This window comes from uncultured Tyzzerella sp. (assembly GCF_963558545.1).
In the GTDB taxonomy this organism is placed as follows: Bacteria; Bacillota; Clostridia; order Lachnospirales; family CAG-274; genus Tyzzerella.
On sequence record NZ_CAUWHO010000029.1, the window covers coordinates 1 to 26,795 of the forward strand.

At 28.4% G+C, this 26,795-nt stretch carries 21 protein-coding genes, 2 tRNA genes and 1 other annotated feature; of the genes, 9 read left to right on the forward strand and 14 right to left on the reverse strand.

All coding sequences use genetic code 11. From position 1 onward, the window contains the following. Positions 1–98 precede the first annotated feature (98 nt). Positions 99–668 carry a spore protease YyaC gene (yyaC, locus tag R5Z65_RS05960; RefSeq protein WP_317367797.1) on the forward strand — a complete coding sequence of 190 codons (570 nt, stop codon included), beginning with the start codon at positions 99–101 and terminating at the stop codon, positions 666–668. 454 nt (positions 669–1,122) lie between these two features. On the opposite strand, the gene R5Z65_RS05965 is transcribed toward yyaC, so the two are convergent. From R5Z65_RS05965 to R5Z65_RS05975, 3 genes are all read right to left on the reverse strand, one after another. Further along, positions 1,123–1,671, reverse strand: coding sequence for an NADH peroxidase (locus R5Z65_RS05965; protein WP_317367798.1), 549 nt, complete (start codon positions 1,669–1,671; stop codon positions 1,123–1,125). A gap of 156 nt (positions 1,672–1,827) precedes the next feature. Further along, positions 1,828–3,171 carry a TldD/PmbA family protein gene (locus R5Z65_RS05970; protein ID WP_317367800.1) on the reverse strand — a complete coding sequence of 448 codons (1,344 nt, stop codon included), beginning with the start codon at positions 3,169–3,171 and terminating at the stop codon, positions 1,828–1,830. Between the two features lie 4 nt (positions 3,172–3,175). Next, on the reverse strand, positions 3,176–4,564 hold the full coding sequence (locus R5Z65_RS05975) for a TldD/PmbA family protein (RefSeq protein ID WP_317367801.1): 1,389 nt from the start codon (positions 4,562–4,564) through the stop codon (positions 3,176–3,178). Between the two features lie 366 nt (positions 4,565–4,930). Between R5Z65_RS05975 and R5Z65_RS05980 the strand changes: the two genes are divergently transcribed. The 3 genes from R5Z65_RS05980 (at position 4,931) to pdxT (ending at position 7,276) form a co-directional block, all read left to right on the forward strand. Then, positions 4,931–5,101, forward strand: coding sequence for a 4Fe-4S binding protein (locus R5Z65_RS05980; protein ID WP_317367803.1), 171 nt, complete (start codon positions 4,931–4,933; stop codon positions 5,099–5,101). Between the two features lie 724 nt (positions 5,102–5,825). Beyond that, positions 5,826–6,698: a pyridoxal 5'-phosphate synthase lyase subunit PdxS gene (pdxS, locus tag R5Z65_RS05985; protein WP_317367804.1), complete on the forward strand. Its 873-nt coding sequence runs from the start codon at positions 5,826–5,828 to the stop codon at positions 6,696–6,698. Then, positions 6,698–7,276, forward strand: a complete 579-nt coding sequence (gene pdxT, locus R5Z65_RS05990) for a pyridoxal 5'-phosphate synthase glutaminase subunit PdxT (RefSeq protein WP_317367806.1) — start codon at positions 6,698–6,700, stop codon at positions 7,274–7,276. Before pdxS ends, pdxT begins: the two co-directional genes overlap by 1 nt. A 75-nt stretch (positions 7,277–7,351) precedes the next feature. Here the strand turns inward: pdxT and R5Z65_RS05995 are convergent, their stop codons facing one another. From R5Z65_RS05995 to R5Z65_RS06005, 3 genes are all read right to left on the reverse strand, one after another. Continuing rightward, positions 7,352–8,761: an alanine/glycine:cation symporter family protein gene (locus R5Z65_RS05995; RefSeq protein WP_317367808.1), complete on the reverse strand. Its 1,410-nt coding sequence runs from the start codon at positions 8,759–8,761 to the stop codon at positions 7,352–7,354. Positions 8,762–9,040: 279 nt separating this feature from the next. After that, positions 9,041–9,577 carry a dihydrofolate reductase family protein gene (locus R5Z65_RS06000; protein ID WP_317367809.1) on the reverse strand — a complete coding sequence of 179 codons (537 nt, stop codon included), beginning with the start codon at positions 9,575–9,577 and terminating at the stop codon, positions 9,041–9,043. Positions 9,578–9,603: 26 nt separating this feature from the next. Then, on the reverse strand, positions 9,604–12,240 hold the full coding sequence (locus R5Z65_RS06005; protein WP_317367810.1) for a valine--tRNA ligase: 2,637 nt from the start codon (positions 12,238–12,240) through the stop codon (positions 9,604–9,606). 319 nt (positions 12,241–12,559) lie between these two features. Beyond that, positions 12,560–12,785 (reverse strand) — a binding site (T-box leader). Positions 12,786–12,955: 170 nt separating this feature from the next. Between R5Z65_RS06005 and R5Z65_RS06010 the strand changes: the two genes are divergently transcribed. Then, entirely contained in the window at positions 12,956–14,509 is a 1,554-nt protein-coding gene (locus R5Z65_RS06010; protein WP_317367812.1) for a nitrite/sulfite reductase, read from the forward strand. A gap of 81 nt (positions 14,510–14,590) precedes the next feature. Here the strand turns inward: R5Z65_RS06010 and R5Z65_RS06015 are convergent, their stop codons facing one another. The 4 genes from R5Z65_RS06015 to R5Z65_RS06030 form a co-directional block, all read right to left on the reverse strand. Beyond that, a complete protein-coding gene (locus R5Z65_RS06015) occupies positions 14,591–14,794 on the reverse strand; it encodes a DUF1858 domain-containing protein (RefSeq protein WP_317367813.1) in 204 nt (67 codons plus the stop codon). A 174-nt stretch (positions 14,795–14,968) separates the two neighbouring features. Further along, a complete protein-coding gene (lepB, locus tag R5Z65_RS06020; protein WP_317367814.1) occupies positions 14,969–15,568 on the reverse strand; it encodes a signal peptidase I in 600 nt (199 codons plus the stop codon). A 71-nt stretch (positions 15,569–15,639) separates the two neighbouring features. Beyond that, positions 15,640–16,029: a secondary thiamine-phosphate synthase enzyme YjbQ gene (locus R5Z65_RS06025; RefSeq protein ID WP_317367816.1), complete on the reverse strand. Its 390-nt coding sequence runs from the start codon at positions 16,027–16,029 to the stop codon at positions 15,640–15,642. 83 nt (positions 16,030–16,112) lie between these two features. Further along, positions 16,113–18,575, reverse strand: coding sequence for a methyl-accepting chemotaxis protein (locus R5Z65_RS06030; RefSeq protein WP_317367818.1), 2,463 nt, complete (start codon positions 18,573–18,575; stop codon positions 16,113–16,115). 320 nt (positions 18,576–18,895) lie between these two features. Between R5Z65_RS06030 and R5Z65_RS06035 the strand changes: the two genes are divergently transcribed. After that, a complete protein-coding gene (locus tag R5Z65_RS06035) occupies positions 18,896–20,278 on the forward strand; it encodes a cation:dicarboxylate symporter family transporter (protein ID WP_317367820.1) in 1,383 nt (460 codons plus the stop codon). 62 nt (positions 20,279–20,340) lie between these two features. Then, positions 20,341–21,675, forward strand: a complete 1,335-nt coding sequence (locus R5Z65_RS06040; protein WP_317367823.1) for a CoA-disulfide reductase — start codon at positions 20,341–20,343, stop codon at positions 21,673–21,675. Positions 21,676–21,783: 108 nt separating this feature from the next. Here R5Z65_RS06040 and R5Z65_RS06045 read toward each other — a convergent pair whose 3' ends face one another. The 4 genes from R5Z65_RS06045 to pepT all read right to left on the reverse strand — a co-directional run bounded on the left by R5Z65_RS06045 (position 21,784) and on the right by pepT (position 26,056). Beyond that, entirely contained in the window at positions 21,784–22,953 is a 1,170-nt protein-coding gene (locus tag R5Z65_RS06045) for an SAM-dependent methyltransferase (RefSeq protein ID WP_317367824.1), read from the reverse strand. A gap of 18 nt (positions 22,954–22,971) precedes the next feature. Then, positions 22,972–23,232: a YlmC/YmxH family sporulation protein gene (locus R5Z65_RS06050; protein WP_317367825.1), complete on the reverse strand. Its 261-nt coding sequence runs from the start codon at positions 23,230–23,232 to the stop codon at positions 22,972–22,974. Positions 23,233–23,299: 67 nt separating this feature from the next. Continuing rightward, positions 23,300–24,532, reverse strand: coding sequence for a tyrosine--tRNA ligase (gene tyrS, locus R5Z65_RS06055; protein WP_317367826.1), 1,233 nt, complete (start codon positions 24,530–24,532; stop codon positions 23,300–23,302). Between the two features lie 312 nt (positions 24,533–24,844). After that, positions 24,845–26,056: a peptidase T gene (pepT, locus tag R5Z65_RS06060; protein WP_317367828.1), complete on the reverse strand. Its 1,212-nt coding sequence runs from the start codon at positions 26,054–26,056 to the stop codon at positions 24,845–24,847. 382 nt (positions 26,057–26,438) lie between these two features. On the opposite strand from pepT, the gene R5Z65_RS06065 reads away from it, so the two are divergent. After that, positions 26,439–26,526: transfer RNA gene (locus tag R5Z65_RS06065), tRNA-Ser, on the forward strand. 25 nt (positions 26,527–26,551) lie between these two features. Next, positions 26,552–26,640 (forward strand) — tRNA-Ser (locus tag R5Z65_RS06070). The last annotated feature ends 155 nt before the right edge of the window (positions 26,641–26,795 follow it).

Below are 26,795 nucleotides of genomic sequence, written 5' to 3' on the forward strand. Positions count from 1 at the left end.
GTATAATTTATTATTTTTTTTGAAAAAATATATATTATTGTTATATAAAAAAGCATATTTTCAATTAAATTTATACAAAATTTTAAGGAGAGTTAAAATTGAATAATATTTTAATTAATAAAAAAAACATAAGTAATTATATAGATGCTACCTCTAAATTTGCTTTGTTAGAATTTAAAGATAGTTTGTTTACTATATTGTATAAATATAAAAATGATTGTAGAACATTTGTATTTTTATGTATAGGTTCTGATAGAGCAACAGGAGATAGTTTAGGGCCTTTAGTAGGGTATAAGCTATCTAAATTGCCACTTAATAATAATATATTTGTATATGGAACGTTAGAAAAAACCGTTAATGCCAAAAATTTAAAGGAAACTATAGAACAAATATATATATCCCATAAAAATCCACTTGTAATAGCAGTAGATGCTTCTTTGGGTTCAAGAGAATATATAAATTATATAAATGTGGGGGAAGGGAGCATAAAGCCAGGAGCAGGGGCTAAAAAGAACTTACCCTATATTGGAGATATTTTTATAACAGGAATTGTAAACCATACAGGTATACTAGAGATATCAGTTTTACAAAATACAAAATTATCTATTGTTATGAATATGGCAGATATTATTACATCAGGAATATGGCATTGTATTAGTAGTATATAATAATTTATATTTATATACTAATAACTACATTTAGGGAAAATACCATTTTTATTTAATGTAATACCATATATTATACAATGGTAATTTTATTTTGTGTATTATATTTTTATTAAGCTCCATTAACACTACTATGAAATGTTATTTTGTAGTGTTTAGTTTATACTTGATAATAAAGATAAATTAATTTCTATTATGTGTTTTTTAGACATATAAAATAGTAGAAAGGATAGGGGAATATTAATTAAGAATAATAAAATGGTAAAATTTTGTAAAAACCTAAAATGCTTTTTGGGAGGTTGTTACAAGGGAAAACCATATTTATGTTTTCTTTAATTAATAAAATCCTACTATATAAAATTATTTTTATTTATAATTTAAATATAAATGAAAAACCTATGGAATAATTTTATAATTGTCTATATTCCATAGGTGTAATTTATATATTAATTATTTATTATTTATTGAAATATCTTTTTAATAAACCTTCAAAAGCTTTACCGTGTCTAGCTTCATCTTTAGCCATTTCGTGAACAGTGTCGTGGATAGCATCAAGGTTATATTCTTTAGCTTTTTTAGCAAGCTCAAATTTACCAGCAGTAGCACCATTTTCTGCAGCAACACGAAGCTCTAAGTTTGTTTTAGTAGAATCTGTTACAACTTCACCAATTAATTCTGCAAATTTAGAAGCGTGTTCTGCTTCTTCAAAAGCAGCTTGTTGATAGTACATACCGATTTCTGGGTAACCTTCTCTATGAGCAACTCTTGACATAGCAAGGTACATACCAACTTCACAGCATTCGCCTTCAAAGTTCATTTTAAGACCTTCCATAATTTCTTCTGGACAGCCTTGAGCAACACCTACAACGTGCTCGCAAGCCCAAGATAACTCGCCTTCAGCTTGTTCTTTAAATTTAGAAGCAGGAGCTTTACAAGTAGGGCAAGACTCTGGAGCTTCGTTACCTTCGTGAACATAACCACAAATAGTACAAACAAATTTTTTCATAATAAAATCCTCCTTATAATAATAATTAAAATAAATAATAAGCTATAAACAAATGTTATTAAGTAATAACTATTATTAATTATAACAGAATATTTTAAAAAGTCAATACATTTTTAAATAATTTTGCAAAAATTTTACCAAAATATTAGTGTTAAGTTATTCTCCAGATACATTAAGCTCACCTACAAATATACTAGGAGAACCTACACCATTTAAGGAAAATTTTAAATCATTTGCTATATCTTTAATATCTAAAATCATATTATAAAAGTTGCCAGCAATAGTTATTTGCTCAATGGCTTTTGTTTTTTTGCCATTTTCTATTAAATATCCACTAGATAGTAAAGAAAAATCTCCAGATGTGCTATTAACACCAGCGTGTAGGCCAGACATATCTGTTATGTAAATACCGTCTTTTACATCATTAAAGATACTATCTAAAGATTTATTACCATTTTTTATATAGAAATTAGTAGGAGATATACCTATTTTACCTTTATATCCACCTTTAAAACCATTTCCAGTAGATTTTACACCGTCTTTTTTAGCTGTTTTTAAATTGTAAAGATATGTTTTTAGTATACCATTTTCTACAATTGTTTTATTATAGCAAGCAACCCCCTCAGAATCAAAGCTACTAGAGCTATATCCATCTTCCATTAAAGGTTCATCTAATATAGTAATATTATTACTTGCTATTTGTTTGTTTAGTTTACCTTTTAATAGAGAAAAACCTTTTTGTACATTTTCTGCAGAAAAGCTACCTAAAAAACAAGAGAACAAGTCTGTAAAACATTCATTTTCAAAAACAATGTTATATTTTTTAGATGGTAAAGATGTAGCACCTAAGGAAGATATAGCTTTTTTACTAGCAGTTTCTCCAATATGTTTAGGGTCTATATCATTAATATCAAAGGCAGCTATAACTTCCATACCAGATTTTATGTCATTTCCATCTTTTGCTAGGCTTCCTGCTAAAGCTACTACATAATTATCTTTTTTGTTAAGCTCTAGCCCTTTTGTATTTGATATATATATTTGGCTAGAGGCTTTTCCAACAGAACAATAGTTACAGCTAGTTATTCTGCTATCATAGGAAAGGACAGCTTTTTCTATATCTAAAGCTTTTTCTATTAATGTGTCTACATCTACATTTTCAAGGTTATCATAAAAAGTTTTTACAGGTGTATAGTTTTTATCACCTATATATATTTCTTCTTTTTCTTCATCATTTATTATTTCGGCATTTTCTTTTGCATACTCTATAAGTTTATCTATAATATTTTCAGATATTTGTTCTGTATAGGAGTAGCCAATTTTACCATTATAAAAACCTCTAAAGGATAAGCCACCACTTGTAGAATTATTAAATTTTTCTATTTCTCCTTTTAAAATATTTACTTCTATACTTTTGCCAGAGTAATAATATATTTCACAATCAGAAAAGCCATTTTTTAGAGCTTTTTCAAACAATTTATCCTTAAAATCTTTTATATCCATATTTTTAGCTCCTTCCACCAACAGTTATTTTAGAAACTCTAAGCATAGGCTGTCCAACACAAGTAGGTACAGAGCCACTAGATGCTCCACATACACCTTCTGCGTGGCTTAATGTATCAGATACCATATCTATATCTTTTAATACTTCTTCGCCTTTACCTATTAATGTTGCTCCTCTTACAGGTGTTGTTATTTTACCATTTTCTATAAGGTATGCTTCTTGTACAGCAAAGTTAAATTCTCCTGTTGCAGGGTTTACAGAGCCACCACCCATATATTTTGCATATATACCTTTTTCAGTATTTTTTATAATATCTTCTTTTTTATCTGTTCCATTTGCAATAAAAGTATTTCTCATTCTAGGAACAGGGGAGTATTTGTAGGATTCTCTCCTACAAGAACCAGTGGATTTCATACCTATTTTCTCTCCGTAGAAATTATCTACAAGATAGTTTTTTAATATACCATTTTCTATAAGAACAGTTTTTTGAGCCTCTGTTCCCTCATCATCTATATTGATAGAACCCCATTTGTTAAGTATAGTACCATCATCTATAGCAGTAACTTTATCACTTGCTACTTTTTGTCCTATTTTACCAGTATATACACTATCTCCACGAGAAATAGCAATAGCCTCTAAGCCGTGTCCACAAGCCTCGTGGAATATAACTCCACCAAACCCATTGTCTATAACAACAGGCATTTTTCCACTAGGACAATGTTTAGCTTTTAGCATAGTAACAGCAGAACGGCTAGCTTCTTTTCCTAAGTCATTTAAATTTATTGTGTCATAAAATTCAAAGCCCATTAAAGCACCAGGACTAATAGTACCTGTTTGTTTTTCTGTTTCGTTAGATGCAACAGAGCTTATAGAAAATCTTGTTCTTACACGTCTATCTTCTGCAAAAGTACCTTTTGTATTTATAATACATACATCTTGTATAGAATGTATATATGAAGATATAGTTTCTGTTATAAGGCTATCATAGTTAAAAGCACTATCACTAGCTTCCTTTAACATATCAACTATTTTAGTTTTTTGTATAGTTGTAGGTAAAATTTTAGCTTTATGTATTCCTATTTTTTTGTAGTCTTTTTTATCAAAATCTAAAATATTTATTTGTTTATTTCCTTTTGTAGCTTTAGCAACTTCTTTGGCCATTTTTAATAAGTTTTCTCTATTTAAATCATTAGTGTAGGCATATACAGTTTTACCATTATAAAAAACTCTAAGTCCAATACCAAAGTCTAATCCAGATAAGGAGCTATTAACTTTTCCATTTATAAGAGATATACTAGAACTATCTTTATTTTCTATAAAAATTTCTGCAAAGTCTGCTCCTTTTGATGTAGCTTCTGTTAAAATTTCGTTTGCAAGATTTTTATCTAACATAATGCACCTCCTAAATATTTCTATGTATTAATTATACATCAGAAGAAAGTGTATATCAATTAAATTATGTAATATATGGCAAAAAATAAAAATATAATATATTAATACCATATTTTAAATTTTTTATTTTTAACTTATTATTATTACTAATACGTCCTATAAAAATAATAAAAAATTATATTAAAAATATACTTGATAAAATATAATATTTGTTATAAAATGTAAGGGTAGAATCTTATGTAAATTTGTGATTTTACACGTATAAATTTGGCATTTTATACGTTTTAGCTTTAATTTATTATTTTGCTATAAAAACGTAGCATTAATTATTTAAAATTTTTAAATAAAATTTAGGAGGTTTTAATTATGGCATATTTTATTAATGATGATTGTATTAGCTGTGGTGCTTGTGCAGCAGAATGCCCTGTTAACGCAATTTCTGAAGGGGATACTAAATATGTAATCGACCCAGACATTTGCATAGACTGTGGTACTTGCTCAAGTGTTTGTCCTGTAGATTCACCAAACCCAGCTTAATGCTAACTATAAAAGGCTATGGATTTTACCATAGCTTTTTTGTTTATTATAATTAAGATATGACTAATATTTTTAAAGTAAAAATTATATACGGTTGCTTGTATTAATTTTTAAGAATAAAAATATATAGGAATATCTGTTTTTGAATAGAGAGTATTCAAAAAATTGATATACTCAATTAAGATATGACTAATATTTTTAAAGTAAAAATTATATACGGTTGTTTGTATTAATTTTTAAGAATAAAAATATATAGGAGTATCTGTTTTTGAATAGAGAGTATTCAAAAAATTGACTAAATGCAATTAAGATATGACTAATATTTTTAAAGTAAAAATTATATACGGGTTTTTGTATTAATTTTTAAGAATAAAAATATATAGGAATATCTGTTTTTGAATAGAGAGTATTCAAAAAATTGACTAAATGCAATTAAGATATGACTAATATTTTTAAAGTAAAAATTATATACGGGTTTTTGTATTAATTTTTAAGAATAAAAATATATAGGAATATCTGTTTTTGAATACAAGGTATTAAAAAAATTGACTTGTTATAATTAAGTATTCCTATATATTAAAATATTAAAATATTATAATAGTAATTATAGAATTATTATTATAATTATGTATCTTTTATTGTATATTTTTTTACAAATATATTGAAAATAAACATAATTAAGTTTATAATATTATAAATAAATTTTAAAAAAAGGGGAATGTATATGAATAGTAGATATAAACTAAACTGTGAGCTTGCTCAAATGTTAAAAGGTGGCGTTATAATGGACGTAACTACTCCTGAACAAGCAAAAATAGCAGAGGAGGCAGGTGCTTGTGCTGTTATGGCTCTTGAAAAAATACCTGCAGATATAAGAGCTTGTGGTGGTGTAGCTAGAATGAGCGACCCTAAAATGATAAAAGAGATACAACAAGCTGTTACTATACCGGTTATGGCAAAAGTTAGGATAGGACATTTTGTAGAGGCATCTTTATTAGAAGCAATAGAGATAGATTATATAGATGAAAGTGAAGTTTTAACACCAGCAGATGACTGTTATCATATAGATAAAACTAAATATAAAGTACCTTTTGTATGTGGTGCTAAAGACTTAGGAGAGGCTCTTAGAAGAATAGCAGAAGGTGCATCTATGATAAGAACAAAAGGAGAGCCAGGCACTGGAGATATTGTACAAGCCGTTAGACATATGAGAATGATAAATTCTGAAATTAGACGTATACAAGCATTAAGAGAAGATGAACTTTTTGATAATGCTAAAAGATTAGGCGTACCATACGAATTATTATTATCTGTATACGAAAACGGTAAACTACCAGTTGTAAATTTTGCAGCAGGTGGTATTGCAACACCAGCAGACGCAGCTTTAATGATGAATTTAGGTGCAGAGGGTGTTTTTGTAGGCTCTGGTATATTTAAGTCTGGAGACCCTGCTAAAAGAGCGGCATCTATTGTAAAAGCTGTTACAAACTATCAAGACTACAAGCTTATAGCAGAGCTTTCAGAAGATTTAGGAGAAGCTATGGTTGGCATAAATGAATCTGAAATAGAGCTTTTAATGGCAGAAAGAGGCAAATAATGAAAATAGCTGTTTTATGCTTGCAAGGTGCTTTTATAGAGCATATTAGAATATTAAATTCTTTAGGTGCAGAAACATTTGAGGTTAGGCAAAAAAAGGACATAGAGCAAAATTTTGATGGTATAGTGTTACCTGGAGGCGAAAGCACTACTATGGGTAAACTGTTAAAAGAACTTGATATATTTAATACTCTTGTAGATAAAATAAAAAACAATGTTCCTGTTTTTGGCACTTGTGCTGGGCTTTTATTACTTGCAAAAGAAATAGATAACGACCATAGGAAGCATTTGGCTACACTTGATATTGTAGCTAAAAGAAATGCCTATGGAAGACAGTTAGGTAGTTTTAATACTATTTCAAAGTTTAACAACAAAGAAATACCTATGACTTTTATTAGAGCACCTTATGTAGAAAAAGTAGGCAATGGAGTTGATATATTATCTGTTGTAGATAATAAAATAGTTGCAGTTAGACAAAACAACCAACTTGCAACAGCTTTTCATCCAGAGCTTACAGATTGCTATGATGTGCATAGCTATTTTATTGATATGGTTAAAAATAATATTAAAGCTATATGATATAAATAAAAAAGTACACCATAATTATTATTTTATATAATTTCTATGGTGTACTTAATTTTTATAAAAATATATTTATTTCCAATATTCTGTATTATCTAAACCAATGTCTTTAGCTTTAAAAACAGGTTCTTTACCTTGTTTTTTCTGGTCTGTATAATTTTTAAGACATTTTATAGATATATTACCTAAAAATAGTATTGCTATAATATTTAATATTGCCATAAAGCCCATAAGTAAATCTGCTAAGTTCCAAGCAGCGTCTAAGCTCATTTGAGTACCAAAGAAAATCATAATCATACAGCATACTCTAAATATGTTTAGCACAGTTTTATTATCTTTAATGAATTTTATATTAGCTTCTGCATAACAATAGTTACCTATTAGTGAGCTAAATGCAAATAAAAAGATAGCTATTGATATAAAATGTATACCAAACTCTCCAAAGTTTGCTCTTACTGCATTTTGAACATATTGTATACCTGTTCCCTCTGATACACCAGAACATAATAAAATCATAGCAGTTGTAGAGCAGATAAAGATTGTATCTATAAATACAGAAAACATTTGTACAAGGCCTTGTTTTACTGGGTGAGATACATCTGCCGTTGCAGCAACATTAGGAGCAGACCCCATACCAGCCTCATTAGAGAAAAGACCTCTTTTTATACCTTGCATAACACAAGAGCTAGTAAAAGCACCAATACCTCCACCAAATATAGCATCAAAATTAAATGCTTCTACAAAAATATTTTTAAAAACGCTAGGTAAAAGGTTAATATTTTTTATTGTTATAAACAGTCCTAAGCATATGTATATTAAGGCCATAATAGGTACTATAAAAGATGTTATAAAACCTATTCTTTTAACACCACCATATATAGTTATACCAGTTAATACTGCTAAAGTAAGACCAAGAATAGTTGGGATTATACTATTAGAATAATCAGGGAAGTAATATTTTAAAGAATCGCCTATATTAAATGCTTGTAGCGCATTAAAGCCAAAAGCAAAGCAAGCTATTAAAAATATACTAAAAATAACACCAAGAGGTCTGCTTTTTAAGGCTGTCTGTATATAATATGCAGGGCCACCTCTAAAGCCATCGCCATCTTTTGTTTTATATATTTGAGCTAAAGTACTTTCTATAAAAGCAGATGCACCACCTATAATTGCAAGAAGCCACATCCAAAAAACTGCACCAGGACCACCAGTACCTATGGCAAGAGCAACACCTACAATGTTACCAGTACCAACACGAGAAGCTGTGGAAATCATTAAAGCTTGGAATGAAGATACACCAGAACCAGGCTTTTTTTCTACAATAACTTTTAACGCTTCAGGGATTAATCTTATTTGTACAAATTTAGTCCTAAAGGTAAAATATAACCCTGTAATGATAAGAAGGGCTACTAATATCCAAGTGTATAAAAAGTCACCCATAGTTCCTAATGAGTTGGCAAATTTTTCCATAAAATCAGTCATTTATTATCATCTCCTTTTATTTATAATAGAAATATTATATCATAAAATTAATAAAATTGCACTTATATATGATTAAAAAACTATATTTTATCTAATTATTACAGAATAATAAATAAATATGGTGATTTTTAATACATTATAATTAATATTTATAAAAATTTGATAGTTGTAAAATTGGTAAATATTAATTAATAAATATAAATATATTTGTAAAGATTATAACATATTAATTTAAAATTAATATGTTATAATTTAAAGTGTTTATTTATTTTTGCTATTTTAAAAACTTCTATGTTTATAAATTAATTCTACTATTCCATTGTAAGATTGTGTATTAGTTAATTCTAATTTTATTTCACTTAAATTTTTTTCAAAAAGACGTGTTCCACTACCTAAAATTGTTGGAATAACAGAAATATGATATTCATCAATTAAATCGTTTTGCATTAATTGTTGCACTATGTTTGCCCCACCACAAATCCAAATATTTTTTCCTTGCTTTTTCTTTAAATTTTCTATAATAACAGATGGATTTGACTTTGTAAAAATTATATTATTTGTTGAGGATAATTCTCTATGTGTTATAACATAGCTTATCAAATTGGGATAAACCCATTTTTCTGGAGATAGCTCTGTTACAATTTGATTATAAGTATTCCACCCCATAATCACAGTATCAATATCTTTTATAAATGTTGAATAGGTATCAATGTTTTCAACATTTTGATTTTGTCCATTTATCCAATCCACTTTACCATACTCATTTGAAATATACCCATCAAGACTCATTGCAATAAATAAAATAGTTTTTCTCATTTATATAACCTTTCAAAAAAATTATATTATTTTTTTAAAGTATTTATTTGTTCTCTTACTTTGCTTAACATATCTTTGTATTTTGCCATTTTTTCTTTTTCTTCTGTTATAACTTTTTCTGGTGCTTTGGCAACAAAACCTTCATTAGATAGTTTTTTCTCAACACGTTCTACTTCTTTTATAAGTTTTTCCTCTTCTTTTTTAAGCCTATCTAGTTCTTTTTCTATATCTACAAGCTCATCAAAAGGCATATATATAACCCCATTTGGTATAACAACAGATACAGCACCTTCTGGAGCATTTTTATGTTGTTCTATTGTTATATCACTAGCAAAAGCTAATGTTTTAAAAAATACGGAGCTTGTACTAAATGTAGTATTAACCAAATCGTTGTTAGAAGATATAATAATTTGAGCTTTTTTGCTATTAGGTACATTCATTTCTGAACGTATATTTCTTATACCTTTTACAGCAGTTTTTATAAGCTCTACTTTTTCTTCTTCATTTGCAAAATTTAAACTTTCTTCAAATACTGGCCATTTAGATAGCATAATAGTTTCTTCTTCATCTTGTATAGATGTAAATATTTCTTCTGTTACAAAAGGTGCAAATGGGTGTAACATTTTTAAAGAGTTTATAAGAACAGTTTTTAAAGTATATAAAGCAGCTTGTCTTGTTTTGTCTTCTTTATCGTAAAGACGAGGCTTAACCATTTCTATATACCAGTCGCAATATTCGTCCCATATAAAATCGTATATTTTAGATAAAGCAACACCTAAGTCGTAGCTTTCTAAATTTTGAGTTACTTCTTTAGCAAGGGTGTTACATTTAGATAAAATCCATTTATCTGCATCTGTAAGGCTATCTAAAGAAACATTAGATAAGTCTTCTTCATCTATGTTCATTAATATAAAACGAGTAGCATTCCATATTTTATTTAAGAAATTTCTATTAGCTTCTATTTTTTCCCAATAAAATCTCAAGTCGTTACCAGCAGAGTTACCTGATGTAAGCATAAGTCTTAATGCATCTGCACCATATTTTTCTATAACTTCTAGAGGGTCTATACCATTACCTAAAGATTTGCTCATTTTTCTACCCTCAGAATCTCTAACAAGACCGTGGATTAAAACATCTTTAAATGGCAATTCTCCCATTTGCTCAATACCAGAAAATACCATACGAACAACCCAGAAGAAAATAATATCATATCCAGTAACAAGAACGTTTGTAGGATAGAAATATTCTAAATCTTCTGTTTTTTCTGGCCAACCAAGAGTAGAAAATGGCCATAAGGCAGAGCTAAACCAAGTGTCTAGGGTGTCTTCATCTTGTACTAAAACTGTATGGTTACATTTAGAGCAAGCCTTTGGCATTTCTTTAGCAACTTCTATATGTCCACATTTTTCGCAGTAATAAGCAGGTATTCTATGTCCCCACCAAAGCTGACGAGATATACACCAGTCTTTTATATTTTCTAGCCAATGAGTATATATTTTACCAAATCTATCTGGTATAAAGCGAAGCTCTTTGTTATAGTATGCTTCTAATGCAGGTTTTGCAAGCTCCTCCATTTTTACAAACCATTGGCTTTTAATAAGAGGCTCTACAACGTGAGAACAACGTTCGTGCACCCCAACGGCGTGGGATATAGGTTCTTCTTTTACAAAAAGTCCAAGTTTGTCAAGCTCTTTTATAATTTCTTTTCTTGCATCGTATCTGTATAAGCCTTTAAATTGTGCACCGTTTTCATTTATAGTACCATCATCGTTTAAAATGTTTATTTTAGGTAAATTATGGCGTTGTCCTACCTCAAAGTCGTTAGGGTCGTGGGCAGGTGTTATTTTAACAACCCCTGTACCAAATTCCATATCTACATAGTCATCGGCTATAATAGGGATTTCTCTATTAACAAATGGAATTATACAAGTTTTGCCTATAAAGTCTTTATATCTATCATCGTTAGGGTTTACTGCTATTGCCGTATCTCCTAGCATAGTTTCTGGACGAGTTGTTGCAAATTGTAAAAACTTATCTGTATCTTTAATAGGGTATTTAATATGCCAAAAAAATCCATTTTTATCTTCGTGGTCTACTTCTGCATCAGATATAGTTGTTTCACAATTAGGACACCAGTTTATAAGTTTTTCGCCTTTATAGATATATCCTTTTTCATATAAACGGATAAACACTTCTTCCACAGCTTTTGACAAGCCTTCGTCCATAGTAAATCTTTCTCTATCCCAGTCGCAAGAGTTACCAAGTTTTTTAAGCTGATTAACTATTGTTCCACCGTATTCTTCTTTCCATTCCCAAGCTCTTTCTAAAAACTTTTCTCTACCTAAGTCTTCTTTTGTTATGCCCTCTTTAGCTAGCTTATCTATTATTTTTACTTCTGTTGATATACTAGCGTGGTCTGTGCCAGGTAGCCATAGAGCAGAATATCCTTGCATTCTTTTCCATCTTATAAGTATATCTTGTAAAGTATTGTCAAGAGCGTGTCCCATATGGAGATGCCCTGTAATATTTGGAGGTGGAATAACTATTGTATAAGGTTTTTTATTTTTGTCTACCTTTGCGTGAAAATATTTTTTTTCTAACCAATTTTTGTAAATCCTTTCCTCAATGGAAGGGTCATAATTTTTTTCTAGCTCTTTTTTCATTTAATAAAACCTCCTAAAGATATATATATTATAATTGCTATAAAAATTAAAAATAAACCTATCATTAAAAAAATACTCCCTTTATTAGAAAATACTTCTAAAATATCATTATTTTCTGGTTTAATATTTTTATCATCTTGTATATTTTCTGTATCTTCTATATTTTCTAATAAAGATGTGTCTATTTTATTAGATTTATTATTTTTTAATAAATATTTTAATAATATTACTACGCCTAACAGTATAAAAATTAAAGCAAATATTTTAATAATATCACCTACTTAAAAAATATTTATAAAAACAAAAAAAGCCATCGTCTACAAAGGACGAAAGCATCGTGGTACCACCTTATTTCAAGCAAAAAATTGCAAGCACTCAAAGCCTTTAACGAAAGCTACCCGTATAGACTTACTAGGTATTTAAACTTTTAGGCCTATCTGCTCCAAAGCTACCTTCAATATTACATATGCAAAGCTACCTTACAGCCTATGAGTAGCTCTCTCTTTTGCCTGTTAATATTTACTCCTCTTTTTCATAGCATTTAATAATATGATTTTATATATATTATATAAATTTGTCAATATATTTTTATAAATTATTAAAAATTTTGATTTAAAAATATTAATAATTTATAATATTTTGGCAATCCTTACTGTAACTTGACTTTTAAATGGATAGTGCTATAATTAAAAAATATTAAAAGGAGGTTGTTATTATGGAATTAAAAAATTTCTTGTATGAACAAATTGATATCTTAAGAGAGCAAGGTGAAAAATTTTTAAAGAAAGAGATAACAATGCACGATTTTAAAAAAGCATCTGGCAAGTTTGGTATATACGCCGAGCGTGGTGGAGAAACTTTTATGATTCGTATAAAAATACCTTCAGGAGTTTTTACAGATAAATCTATTAATCTTTTACAAGGATTTATTGAAAAGTATAATATTAGTAAAATACACCCTACAACAAGACAAGCTATACAACTTCATAAACTATCTTTAGAAACTGTTTTAAATATTTTTAAAGAGTGTGTAGAAAATGACTTGATAGGATATGGTTCTGGAGGAAATTTTCCAAGAAATGTAACATCATCTCCACTGTCTAATGTAGAAAAAGATGAAGCCTTTGATGTTACACCTTATGCAAACTATGTAACAAATTATTTTTTAAAAAGAATGGATACCTACAATTTGCCTAGAAAAATTAAAGTAGGTTTTTCTAACGGTAAAAGCAATTTATCTAATGCTACTTTAACAGATTTAGGGTTTTTAGCTATTTTAAAAGATAATAGAAAATATTTTAAGGTGTTTGTAGCAGGTGGACTTGGTAAAAACCCAAATGTTGGGCTTGAGTTACCATACTTAGTAGAGCCTAAAGAAATTTTATACTATGTAGATGCTTTGGTAGAACTTTTTAAAGAAAATGGAAACTATGAAAATAGAAATAAAGCTAGGATAAGGTATATACTAAAAGAAAAAGGTGATGAAGGATTTTTAGATTTATACAATAGTTATATAGAAAAATCTAAACAAAAAGATTTATGTGTAGAAGAGCCTAAAGATATAACTATACCAGATGCTAGTGAAGGGGAGATAGAAGAGAGTAATAACATTATACCTCAAAAGCAAAAAGGTAGGTATACAGTTATTATAAAACCTATTGGGGGGATTATATCATCTCAAGATTTTAATAAAATTATTAATTTTATTAAAAATGCTAACAGTAAAGACTATATTAAATTGATAGCTAGTATGGAAGAAAGTTTTTATATAAATAATCTTAATAGCAATGAAGCTAGGGAGATTTTAGATATATGTAAAGATTTTAACCAAACAACCAAGTTATCGCAAAGTTTAAGCTGTATAGGTGTTCCTGTTTGTCAAATAGGATTAGCAGAAAGCCAGGGACTATTAAATAATATAATATGTCATTTTAAAGAAAATAACCTAAATAAAGATTTATTGCCTAAAATACACATATCTGGTTGCCCTAACTCTTGTGGAAGACACCAAGTAGCTATGATTGGATTTATGGGGAAAAGAAAAATGGTAGATGGAGAAATAGTAGATGTATATGAGCTTAGCGTAGATGGTAGTTTTGAAGAAAAAAATACTAGATTAGGCAAACCTTTGTGTGATATTTTAGCTAAAGATATACCAATGTTTTTACAAGAAGTATATGAAAACTTAAACAATAAAAATATAGACTTTGAAAGTTTTAAAGATACTGAAGATTTTAAAGCTTTATGCGACAAATATTGTGTAAAATAAATTTTTTATACAATGTATTTAAAAATATAGGTTATATAGTAATTGTATTTAAATAAAAAATACCACTTAAAGTGGTATTTTTTATAATGTTTTTAGGTATTGATTTATATTATTTAAAAGCTCATCACAGTCTAATCCGTGTACTTCACAAGCTTCTTCTAGTGTTTCTAATTGAGAAGATGGGCAACCTAAACAATGCATACCAGCATTCATTAAAATAGGGAATACACCATTGTCTAATTCTAATACTTCATTTACTCTCATATTTTTTGTTGCTTGTTTCATATTTTACCTCCATTTATTTAATATTTATTTTAGGATAATATATTAAACTTTTTAAAAAGTATTTTTATTATGCTATGCTATTGATAGAGAAGTGTATATTAAATTAAGATATAAATATAACTAGCATACCTTATTTAAATATAAGTTTTATAAGGTAACATAAAGGTTTAGTTATTATTTATTCCATAAAGGTTCTATTTTTGGGTAGTATTTAAATAAAACTTTACCCAGTATATTATCTTCTGGTAAAAATGTATTTTCCCAATACCTAGAATCTTGAGAATCATTTCTATTATCGCCTAGCACAAAATAGCTATCTTGTGGTACTGTATAAGGACCAAAGCTACCTAACATATCTTCCATAATATATTCATCCGGTAAAGGTGTTTGGCTATCATTTATATAAACTTTACCATCTATAATATTTATAGTTTCACCTGGGAGGCCTATTATCCTTTTTACATATAGCACGCTTTCATCATCTGGTGGCTTAAAAACTATAATATCATCTCTTTGTGGTTCTGAAAATAAATAGGATAGCCTAAAGGCTATTAGCCTGTCGCTAGGCATAATAGTATTTTTCATAGAGCCAGTAGGAACAAAAGCATTTACAATTATAAAGTGAGTAATAATAAATGCAACTATAATAGCTATAATAATAGTTTTTGTAATATCTATTAATTCTTTTTTTATTTTTTGGGTTTTTGTAATAGTATTCTGATTATTTTTATCATCTTGGTTATTAACTTCATCTTTTTGAGATTTATTAACCATATTAAACCTCCTAAAAAATATATTTATATAATTATAGCATTACATATCAAAAATGTAAACATAATTAATTATTAAATAATTTTTACATAAAATTGCCTTGTCCTAGGACCATCAAATTCACAAAAGTATATATCTTGCCATCTACCTAAAACAGGAGAATTATTATTTATAATAACTGTTTCGCTAACGCCAATAACACTAGATTTTAAGTGTGCATCAGAGTTTCCTTCAAAATGTTTAAAGCTATCTCTATTATAAAAGCTTTCCTGAAGACCTAATAAAATATCATTTTCTACATCTTTATCTGTATTTTCATTTATTGTAATAGCAGCAGTAGTGTGAGGGCAATACACAACGCATACCCCACTTTCTATATTAGATTTAGAAACGGCATCTTTTACGAAAGACGTAATGTTATAAAATCCTTGTTTTTGAGTATTTAAGCTATATTCAAAAATCATAATTATCCTCCAATATTAAATATTAATACAAAAGTCAATACCATAGTATTGACTTTTGTATTATTTATCTTAATTAAAAATTATTAATATTTACCAAAATCTAAAGATTCATTAATTATAATATCTGCATCATTATCTAACACAATTAAATCATCAGAAGTTAAGTCTATATTGTTTACATTTCTTGTTGTGGACTTAGAGCTTTCAATAGGTTTAGTATTATTTGTGTTTTTAGGTTTTTCTTTAGGTTTTTCATTATTAGGTTGTTTAACCACAACATCATTTGTTGCAGAGTCATTTTTTAATTTAAAATCTGCAACAGATGCATAGAATATTTCTGCTTGGCTTGCAAGCTCCTCTGAAGCAGCTGCAGATTCCTCGCTTGTAGCAGTATTATTTTGTGTAACACTTGCTATTTGAGAAACAGCAGATGAAACCTCATTTATAGATTTTTCTTGTTCTATAGAAGAACTAGCACAAGAACCTACAAGTGTAGATATAGTTTCTATCTGTTTAACAATATCAAGAAGAGCATCAGCAGTTTGGTTAGCTATTTTAGAACCTTGTTCTACTTTAGAAACAGAGCTTTCTATAAGGTCAGTTGTTTCTTTAGCTGCTTGTTGACTTCTAGAAGCAAGGCTTCTAACTTCTTCTGCAACAACGGCAAAGCCTTTACCGTGCTCACCAGCACGAGCAGCCTCTACAGCAGCATTAAGTGCAAGAATGTTTGTTTGGAAAGCAATATCATCTATTACTTTTATTATATTAGATATACTGCTAGATGCAGCATTAATTTCTTCCATAGCAATAAGCATATTGTTCATTTGCTCATTACCTTTAGCTGCATTTTCTTTTGTTTGCATAGCAAGGTCATTTGCTTTAGTAGAGCCTTCTGTATTTTGTGTAGTTTGCTTAGACATAACTTTAATAATATGGTTTAATTTTTCTACAGATTCTGCTTGTTCTGTTGCACCTTCTGCTAAAGATATACTAGATTCTGATATTTGTTTAGCACCAGCAGATACTTGCTCTGCAGAAGATATTATATCTTTTGTAAGTAAATTAAGGTTGTTAACTATTAAATTAACAGATTTTTGTATGTTTTTAAAGTCACCTAAATATTCTCTATCTATAGAAACATCAAAATTTTTATGAGCCATTTCATCTAATATATTAGATATTTCTGATATATAAGAGCCTATAGTTTCTGAAGTGTAGTTAACAGTTTGTTTAATTGTATTAAACTCACCTTTATACTCATTTGTTATTCTATGTTCAAAATTACCTCTAGCAAATTCTGTAAGAGCATTTTGTGTTTCTTTAATAGGTACAACTACACTTTTAATAAATGTATTTAATCCATCCATAGAAACTTTCCATTGTCCACTATAACTACTACTATCTATTTTATATTCTAAATCACCATTAGTAGCAGCATTTATAAGAGCATTTATTTCTTCAGAAACAGATTTTAAAGTTAATTGGATATTTTTTAATGCGTGTGTAGATACTTCTTTTTCACCTGGAAGCTCTTTAATTTCGTTATTAAAATTACCAAGTTCTATTTCTTTTATGTTATTAGCAACATAAATGGCATCTTCTACTAAGCCATTTGTAGCAATATTTATGGCTTCTGTAGTTTCTTTAAATGCACCCTTGTATTTTTCTGAGTTTATTCTATAGCTTGTATTACCTGCGTGTAATTGTTCAGAAAGGTTATTAATATCGTCTATAATACATTGTATAGTATCGGACATATTAGATATACTATTAGATAAATCACCAATTTCATCTGTATTGTTTGTACGTATATCAATATTTAAGTTTCCATTTAATACTTCGTGAGCTGCATTTTTAATTTTTTCAATTGGTTTTCTTATAATTATAGATAAATTTAAAAGACAAACTAAAGTTAAAATAACTATAATAATAGTTAAAACTAAAACACTTCTAGCTCTAGAACTCATATCTCTAGATGAAACTTCTAAATCTGATACCATATTAGTAAAAGATATATTTGGTAAAGAATAAATTATATCAAACAAGTCATTTATAATAGGCGTTGTTGCATTATCTTGTTCTACTGCTTCTGCTATTCTGCCTTGTTCTTTTAAGTTTATATAATTAATATTACCGTCATAGTAGTCTTTTAATAGTACTAAAGCTTCTTCGCCAAGTTGTAATAGCTCACTTCTATCTTTATTATTTTCCTCAGAAAAGTCTTTAAGATTTGACATATAGCTAATTAATGTGTCTTTAGAATAATTATAAGAATCTGTAAGCTTAGCTCTAGCTACGTCATAGTTACCATCATCCATATCAAATTCTACCTGAAAAGCTGTAAAACGAATGTTTATTACATCTTTTATAGAATCGATAATATCAACAGTAATATCTTGATTTAGTGCTACATCATTTTTTAAACTTTTGTTAGATTTATGTAGGCCACCAGCGCTGTGAAGCCCTAAGATAATAACTAATATTACATTTAAAAGTAATGTTATTAAAAATTTAGATTTTAAACTAATATTTTTATACCAGTTCATTTTTTCCCCTACCTTTTCATTTATTTTTTTATTACAATATATTTTATTTTTTTCATTATAATATATTTTGTATATATAAACAAGATAAAGATTTAAAATTTATAAAGCATAATATATTATAGTAAAAAAATATATATAAATCGAAAAAAATGTAATAAAAAATAATGGCATAAAATTTATATAAATGTATAAAATGCATAACACAAAAATGTTAAAAAAATATCAAAATGTTAATAATGTAACAATATATACATATATACTTGACTGAATATAAATAAAATGATAAAATATATAAAAATATAGAATAGAAAGGGGAAAATATGAAATCTGTATTTTTTAAAGATTTTTTGATGATTAGTGAAATTGAAACAATTATTTTTGTTGCAGTTTTATTTGCACTTTTCTTCGTTATGAAAATTATTGAAAAGAAAAAGGTTGCATTTTCTACTAGAATGATTATAGCTACAGTTATAGGGTTAATACTTGGTGTCATTATACAAGTTGCATCAGGATTTTCAGATGTACCTATGGAGATAACATTTGTTGTAGAAACAACTAAATGGTATAGTTTATTTGGAAACGGTTTTATTGATTTAATAAGAATGCTTGTTATCCCACTTGTTATGGTTTCTATTATACACGTTATTGTTAATATGAAAGACGGAGCAGATATTGGTGCTCTTACTAAAAAAACTTTAATAGTAACAGTTATAATGGTTTCTATATCTGTAATAGTTGGGCTAGCCATTGGTATGTTATTTAAGGTTGGAAGTGGTATGTCAATAGAGCAGGGCAGTGCAGAAATTAAAGACGTGTCCACTATTGTAGATACTTTAAGAGGGTTAATACCTTCTAATCCTATTAAATCTATGGTAGATGTTAATATTATAGCTCTTGTTGTTATATCTGCTTTCTTTGGTGTTGGTGCTAAGCGTATGACAAAAAAATATATGGACGTTGTTAAGCCATTTATAGATTTGATTAATGCTTTACAAAAAATTATTATGAGTATAGCTATGACTATTATTAAATGGATGCCTTATGCAGTTATTGCTCTTTTATCTAATACAATAGCTCAAAGAGGTATTGGAAGTATTAAAGAAGTTGGTGTATTTATAATTGCTTTATATGTGGCAGTTATAATTATGTTTATAATACAGCTTATAGCCATATCTTTATTTGGTATAAATCCTATTATTTATATTAAAAAGGGTATAGCAGTAATGGTATTAGCGTTTACATCACGTTCTAGCGTTGGTTGTTTACCTTTAACTATTGAAACATTGGTAGATAAAATGGGTGTTAACGATGGTACGGCTAGCTTTGTAAGTGGTTTTGGTACTACTGCTGGTATGCAAGGTTGTGCAGGTGTTTTTCCAGCTTTGCTTTTAGTCTTTGTATGTAATATTACTGGGACACCTATTGATGTTACATTTATTGTTATGACTTTAGTTGTTATAGTTATAGGCTCTTTTGGTATAGCTGGTATACCAGGTACTGCTACTATGGCAGCATCTGTTGCTTTATCAGGTGTTGGTATGGCAAGCTTATTTCCTACTATTAGTCCTATATTAGCAATAGACCCTATTATTGATATGGGTAGAACATTAATTAATGTTACAGGTTCTATGACAAATGCTCTTATAATAGATAAAAGTTTAGGGCAATTAGATATGGAACATTTTAAAGATATGAGTAAATAGTTTTAACATATTAGCACCTTTGTCTTTGATAAAGGTGCTAAAACATTTAAGGAGTGAATATAATGAGAGTTATTATTATTGGTGGTATAGCAGCAGGTATGAGTGCTGCAGCAAAATTTAGAAGGCTTGATAAAGATGCACATATAAAAGTTTATGAAAAAACGTCTATTGTATCTTTTGGTGCTTGTGGTTTGCCTTATTTTGTAGGTGGCTTTTTTGATAACGAAAAGCAAATGATTGCAAGAAGTCCAGAAAAATTTAAAGAAACAGGCATAGATATAAGCGTTGAGCACGAAGTTTTATCGGTAGATGTAGATAATAAAAAAATTACTGTTAAAAATTTAAAAACAAATGAAACTTTTGAAGATAACTATGATAAATTAATGATAGCCACAGGTGCATCTGCTATAATACCTCCTATCAAAAATTTTAATATTGAAAATGTCCATACTCTTAAATCTTTAGAAGATGGTAGAATATTAAAAGAGAAAATGAAAGATGAAAGTATTAAAAAGGTTGCTATAATAGGTGCTGGTTTTATAGGCCTAGAGGCAGTAGAAGCTGCTAGAGAATACAAAAAAGAAGTGTCTGTTTTTCAGCTAGAAGATAGAATTTTAAAAGAAGTATTTGATAAAGAAGTAACAGATTTATTAGAGCAAGAGCTTAAAAATAAAGGTGTAAATCTATTTTTAAATAGCAAGGTTGTAGAGCTTAAAGGGGATATTAAAGTAACTAAAGTTGTTACAGAAAACGAAGAAATAGATACAGATTTGGTAATATTGGCAACAGGTGTTAAGCCTAACACAGCATTTTTACAAGATACAGGTATAGAAATGCTTAAAAATGGTGCTATTGTTGTAGATAAAGAGGGAAAAACATCTATTGAGCATATATATAGTGCTGGTGATTGTGCAACCGTTACACATCTTTTAAAACCAGAACAAGCTTATATCCCATTAGCAACGGTAGCTAATAAATTTGGACGTATTGTAGGTGAAAATATTAGTGGAAAAGGAATAGAATATGAAGGTTCTTTAGGTTCTGCTTGTATTAAAGTATTAGAAATGGAAGCAGGTAGAACAGGACTTACAGAGAGCGAGGCTAATAGCTTAGGTATTAACTACAAAACAGTATTTATTACAGATAAAAACCAAACAGATTATTATCCAGGGCAAGAGAGTATATCTATTAAGCTTATATATAATGGAGATACAAAAGTTATTTTGGGAGCACAAGTTGTAGGTAAAAAAGATGCCGTACAAAGAACAAATGCCCTTGCCGTTGCAATTTATGCAAAGCTTACAACAGAGCAATTAGGTATGATGGATTTTTGTTATTCGCCACCTTTTGCTAGAACTTGGGATATTTTAAACAGAGTTGGAAATGTTGCTAAATAATTAAATATTACTAAATTAACAGTATAAAATAAAAATAACCTAAACTATCTATTTATATAGAGAATTTAGGTTATTTTTATGTAGATAATAAGTAGCATTTAATCACTTTTAAAAATAATCTTTAAGTAGATTATATATAGTTGGATTTATATTAAAGTTATATATTAGTTTTTGGAAATCTTCTATATTCTTTTTATTTTTTGTAAAATTTTTGTTTTTAACAGCTTTTATCATTATATTTTTTGGGGTGTGCTCCATATCTATAAATTCTATTATATTAGTTTTGTATCCACATAGTTTTAAAGCATCTGCTCTTAAATTATCTGTTAAAAGGGAAGAAAAACGCTCTTTTAATATACCATAGCTAAGCATAGAGGAGAGATTTTCATTTTTTATTTGTTTAAAAAGCTCGTGCTGACAGCAAGGTACGCTTAATATAACATCACAATTAAGTTTTACACCAAAATATATAGCATAGTCTGTTGCTGTATCACAAGCGTGGAGAGAAATTATCATATTTATGTTTTCAGATTTATTAATATTTTGTATATCTTCATTAAAAAATTGTAAGTTTTTAAAATCGAATTCTTTTGCTAGCTTATTACAATGGTCTACCACATCTTTTTTTAAGTCATATCCATTTATAGTTACATCTTTTTGTTTTATAATATTTAAATAATGATACATTGCAAATGTAAGATAACTTTTTCCACAACCCATATCTATTATTTTTGCATTGTTAGGAAGATTGCTTTCTATATCTTTTAACATTTCTAAAAACTTATTTATTTGTCTAAACTTTTTTTGCTTATGGCTTATTACTATACCATTTTTGTCCATTACACCTAGCTTATATAACCAGTCTATATATTCTCCTTCTTTTAGTATATAGTTTTTAGCTTTATTATGTGATTGAACTGTATTATCAGTAGTTACAGTTTTTTTAACACCTGTTATTTTAAAATCTCCTTTTTTGTTCATTAATAAAGTAAGGCTATTATTAGCTAATATATCGCATTGTTTAAAATTTTCTGTCATAAGGGTTATTATTTTTTTAAGTATTAATGAGCTATCTTCTATGTTTTCGTGTATTACTTTTTTATCTATATAATATATAAACTGAAAACAAAGTTTGTTTTTTAGTACAATTTTTTTTATATCAATTTTTTTAGGCAAATCTTCGCTCTTTTTAATAGGGTTACTTATAATTGCTTTTGCAAAGTAGTCTATATTTATAAAGTCTTGTAATTTATCTAAAATATCATCTTTTGTTATCATTTTTACCTCCTTATATTTTTATCCTACATTTCTTAAAACACAGTTTACATCAACATCTACTAAAATTATGTCATCGCCAATTCTTTTTATATCACACCAGCTTATAACATATTCTGTATCTTTTCCCCAAAAGCAAAATACTTTACAAGGACCTGCTACAATTATTTTGGTAATACAGCCTGTTTTTATATTAATGTCCACATCTGAAACAAAGCCAAGCCTTGCACCATCTTTTATATTTATAACTTCTTTTTGCTTTAAATCTTCTATACGAGCCATAAAAATCACCATTACCTTTTTAATAGAATATATGTAAAAAAGTAATGGTGTATGAGTATATAATGTATTAGTTAAGCTCTATTTGGTGGAAAACTTTCTTGCCCTTTTGTATTAATAATTTGTTATCTTTAAAATCGTCAAGAGTTATAGTATGTGTAATAGTATCTATTTTAATATCATTTAATTTAATACCCCCTTGTTCAACAAGTCTTCTAGCTTCACTTTTAGAAGGGGCAAGTTTTAATGTAAGTAAAGCATCTAATATATTAATACCATTTTCTAAAGTATTTTTTTCTATATTTGTAGTAGGGATAGAGCCACCAGATGCACCACCTGCAAATAACGCATTAGAAGCTTCCATAGCTTTTTTAGCTTCTTCCTCTCCGTGTACAATGTTTGTAACCTCATATGCTAATATTTCTTTAGCTTTGTTTATTTCGCTACCTTCTAAAGCACCAAGCTTTCTAACTTCGTCCATAGGTAAAAATGTTAAAAGACTTAAACATTTTTCTACGTCTTTATCGGAAACATTTCTCCAGTATTGGAAAAATTCGTAAGGTGTAGTTTTTTTAGGGTCGAGCCATACAGCACCTTTTTGTGTTTTACCCATTTTTATACCTTCACTTGTAGTTAAAAGTTTAAATGTAAGCCCATAAGAGTCTTTTTTATCCATACGTCTTATAAGCTCAACACCTCCTATAATATTAGACCATTGGTCGCTACCGCCTAACTGAAGCTTGCAGCCATATCTTCTATTAAGCTCTAAAAAGTCATAGCTTTGCATAAGCATATAGTTAAATTCAAAAAATGATAACCCTTTTTCCATTCTGCTTTTAAAACATTCTGCAGAAAGCATACGGTTTACAGAAAAATGTACACCAACACTTCTAATAAAATCTATATAATTTAAATTTCTAAGCCAATCGGCATTATTAACTATAATAGCTTTATCATCTCCAAATTCTATAAAACGTGATAACTGATTTTTAAAGCAATTTAAATTATGCTCTATTGTATCCATTGTCATCATTTGACGCATATCTGTTCTATGAGAAGGGTCGCCAACCATACCAGTACCACCACCAACAAGAGCAATAGGCCTATGCCCTGCCTTTTGTAGATGGCTCATTGCCATAACAGTTAAAAAATGTCCTGCTGTTAAACTATCTGCTGTTGGGTCAAATCCTATATAAAATGTAACACTTTCTTCTCCTAAAAGTTTTCTTACTTCATCTTCGTTTGTAGATTGCTCTATAAATCCTCTTTCTTTTAAAATATCATATACATTTTGGCTAGACATAATAAATTTCCTTTCTTAAATTAAAATATAGTAGAATAAAAAACGGATACCCAAGCCCAAAGGACGAGAATACCCGTGTTACCACCTTAATTTATAATGTAAAACATTACCTCAAAAGCCTATAAAGGAGCAACCCTTAAATATTCAAAAGGTGTAGGTTCTTTTATTTGTTCTATTAGCCTTGCACCAACCGACTAACTCTCTTAGTTGTAACCAAATAAAGCTTTGTCCTTTATCATCATATTTATAATATAAAATTTTACATATTGTATCACATAAATAATATAAATGCAAGGGATATTATTAAAAAATTTAAATATCTGTTGCAATATTAATAATTACCTCTACTGCTTTAACCATAGAGTCTACACAAACGTATTCGTAAGGTCCGTGGAAGTTATGTCCACCAGCAAAAATATTAGGACAAGGCAATCCCATAAAAGATAACCTAGCACCATCTGTACCACCTCTTATAGGCTTAGTATAAGGTGTTAATCCTGTTTTTTGTATAGCATTTTTAGCTTTTTCTACTATGTTCATATTATCTTTTAATATATCGTACATATTAAAATAACTATCTTCTAAATTTAGCTCTAAAAGATTATTATATTTTTTGTTTAAGTTGCTAACTATATCTATTATAGTTTGTTTTTTATTTTTAAACTCTTCTTTATCAAAAGCACGGATAATAATATCCATAGTAGTTTTTTCTACATTACCTTTTATATCTGAAAGATGATAAAAGCCTTCATAGCCCTTTGTATTACTAGGGGTTTCATTTGGTAACATAGATAAAAATTCGTTGGCTACCATTGTAGAATTTATCATAACATTAGTTGCATATCCTGGGTGAACATTTTTACCAGTAATATTAATAGTTGCATTAGCAGCATTAAAGTTTTCATAATTTATTTCTCCAGCACTACCACCATCTATTGTATATGCAAAATCACAGTCAAAATCTTTTACATTAAAATATGTTACACCATTTCCTACCTCCTCATCTGGAGTAAAGGCAAGTTTTATCTCTCCGTGTTCTATTTTAGGGTTGTTTTTTAAATATTCAAAAGCAGTTAATATTTCTGCTACACCGGCTTTGTCATCTGCACCAAGAAGTGTAGTTCCATCTGTAGTTATAAGTTTTTTACCTATATACTTATTTAAAGAAGGAAACTCCTCTGGAGAAAGAACTATGTTTTTTAATACAATATCTTTACCGTCATAATTTTCTATAATGTTAGGTTTTATATCTTTTCCAGAATAGTCTGGACTTGTATCCATATGTGATATAAATCCTATTTTGGGTACATTTTTATTTGTTGTGGCCTTTAATGTTGCAATTACATATCCATTTTTATCTATTTTTACGTCTTCTAGCCCTATATCTTCACATTTTTTAGCCAGTACTTTAGAAAAATCTCTTTGAGATTGCGTGGAAGGATAAGATGAAGAATAAGGGTCTGATGTTGTATCATATTTAATTAAAGTACAAAAATTATCTACAACTGTTTTTTCTATATTCAATGAGAATACCTCCTTTGAAAATTTTTATTTATTATAGTTACAATATTACTATATTTTAGGGTTAATTTTTACTAAATAAAAAAATATAAATATCTATTTTTAAATATAAACTACTTAAAATTTATTAAATTATATTATAAATAATTATAACATTAAAAGAAAATGTTGTCCACTAAGGTATAATATTTACTAGTATAAATTTATTTATTAAAATTTTTATTAAATAAATTTATAAAATTTATGACCAAAAAATACTATATATAATAGGAAGGAAAATAATTTTAAAAAAAATAAAAAAAGTGTTGACATTTCTATTAAAGTCTTATATAATAAGTATTGTCCTTGAGGGAAAGAAGTTCTACAAGGAATTAATATTTAATATGGAGGATTACCCAAGTGGTTGAAGGGTCCGGTCTTGAAAACCGGCAGGTCGTGAGAGCGGCGCCAGGGTTCGAATCCCTGATCCTCCGTCATTTTGTCTTGACTTAGCTTTGGGGAGAAGTACCCAAGTGGCTGAAGGGGCTCCCCTGGAAAGGGAGTAGATCGTTAATAGCGGTGCGTGGGTTCAAATCCCACCTTCTCCGTTTTAACAAAAACAACTTTAAAAAAATAAAAAAGTTGTTGACAAGATGAAAAAAATATGTTAAACTAATCTAGTCGTCAAAAAAAGTGGCAAAAACTAACAATATTGAACATTGAAAACTAAATAATCAAAAAAGTGAATTAAACAACCCGAAGA

Bases quoted from the DNA above. Each gene is read 5' to 3' on its own strand.
- R5Z65_RS06025 (WP_317367816.1), bottom strand. From the start codon at position 16,029: ATGATTTTTGAATATAGCTTAAATACTCAAAAACAAGGATTTTATAAC.
- R5Z65_RS06000 (WP_317367809.1), bottom strand. From the start codon at position 9,577: ATGAGAAAAACTATTTTATTTATTGCAATGAGTCTTGATGGGTATATT.
- R5Z65_RS06015 (WP_317367813.1), bottom strand. From the start codon at position 14,794: ATGAAACAAGCAACAAAAAATATGAGAGTAAATGAAGTATTAGAATTA.
- R5Z65_RS05975 (WP_317367801.1), bottom strand. From the start codon at position 4,564: ATGTTAGATAAAAATCTTGCAAACGAAATTTTAACAGAAGCTACATCA.
- R5Z65_RS05980 (WP_317367803.1), top strand. From the start codon at position 4,931: ATGGCATATTTTATTAATGATGATTGTATTAGCTGTGGTGCTTGTGCA.
- R5Z65_RS06045 (WP_317367824.1), bottom strand. From the start codon at position 22,953: ATGATAACAAAAGATGATATTTTAGATAAATTACAAGACTTTATAAAT.
- R5Z65_RS06010 (WP_317367812.1), top strand. From the start codon at position 12,956: ATGGAATTAAAAAATTTCTTGTATGAACAAATTGATATCTTAAGAGAG.
- R5Z65_RS05970 (WP_317367800.1), bottom strand. From the start codon at position 3,171: ATGGATATAAAAGATTTTAAGGATAAATTGTTTGAAAAAGCTCTAAAA.
- R5Z65_RS05965 (WP_317367798.1), bottom strand. From the start codon at position 1,671: ATGAAAAAATTTGTTTGTACTATTTGTGGTTATGTTCACGAAGGTAAC.
- pdxT (WP_317367806.1), top strand. From the start codon at position 6,698: ATGAAAATAGCTGTTTTATGCTTGCAAGGTGCTTTTATAGAGCATATT.
- R5Z65_RS06050 (WP_317367825.1), bottom strand. From the start codon at position 23,232: ATGGCTCGTATAGAAGATTTAAAGCAAAAAGAAGTTATAAATATAAAA.
- R5Z65_RS06005 (WP_317367810.1), bottom strand. From the start codon at position 12,240: ATGAAAAAAGAGCTAGAAAAAAATTATGACCCTTCCATTGAGGAAAGG.
- lepB (WP_317367814.1), bottom strand. From the start codon at position 15,568: ATGGTTAATAAATCTCAAAAAGATGAAGTTAATAACCAAGATGATAAA.
- tyrS (WP_317367826.1), bottom strand. From the start codon at position 24,532: ATGTCTAGCCAAAATGTATATGATATTTTAAAAGAAAGAGGATTTATA.
- R5Z65_RS06040 (WP_317367823.1), top strand. From the start codon at position 20,341: ATGAGAGTTATTATTATTGGTGGTATAGCAGCAGGTATGAGTGCTGCA.
- R5Z65_RS06035 (WP_317367820.1), top strand. From the start codon at position 18,896: ATGAAATCTGTATTTTTTAAAGATTTTTTGATGATTAGTGAAATTGAA.
- pdxS (WP_317367804.1), top strand. From the start codon at position 5,826: ATGAATAGTAGATATAAACTAAACTGTGAGCTTGCTCAAATGTTAAAA.
- R5Z65_RS05995 (WP_317367808.1), bottom strand. From the start codon at position 8,761: ATGACTGATTTTATGGAAAAATTTGCCAACTCATTAGGAACTATGGGT.
- R5Z65_RS06030 (WP_317367818.1), bottom strand. From the start codon at position 18,575: ATGAACTGGTATAAAAATATTAGTTTAAAATCTAAATTTTTAATAACA.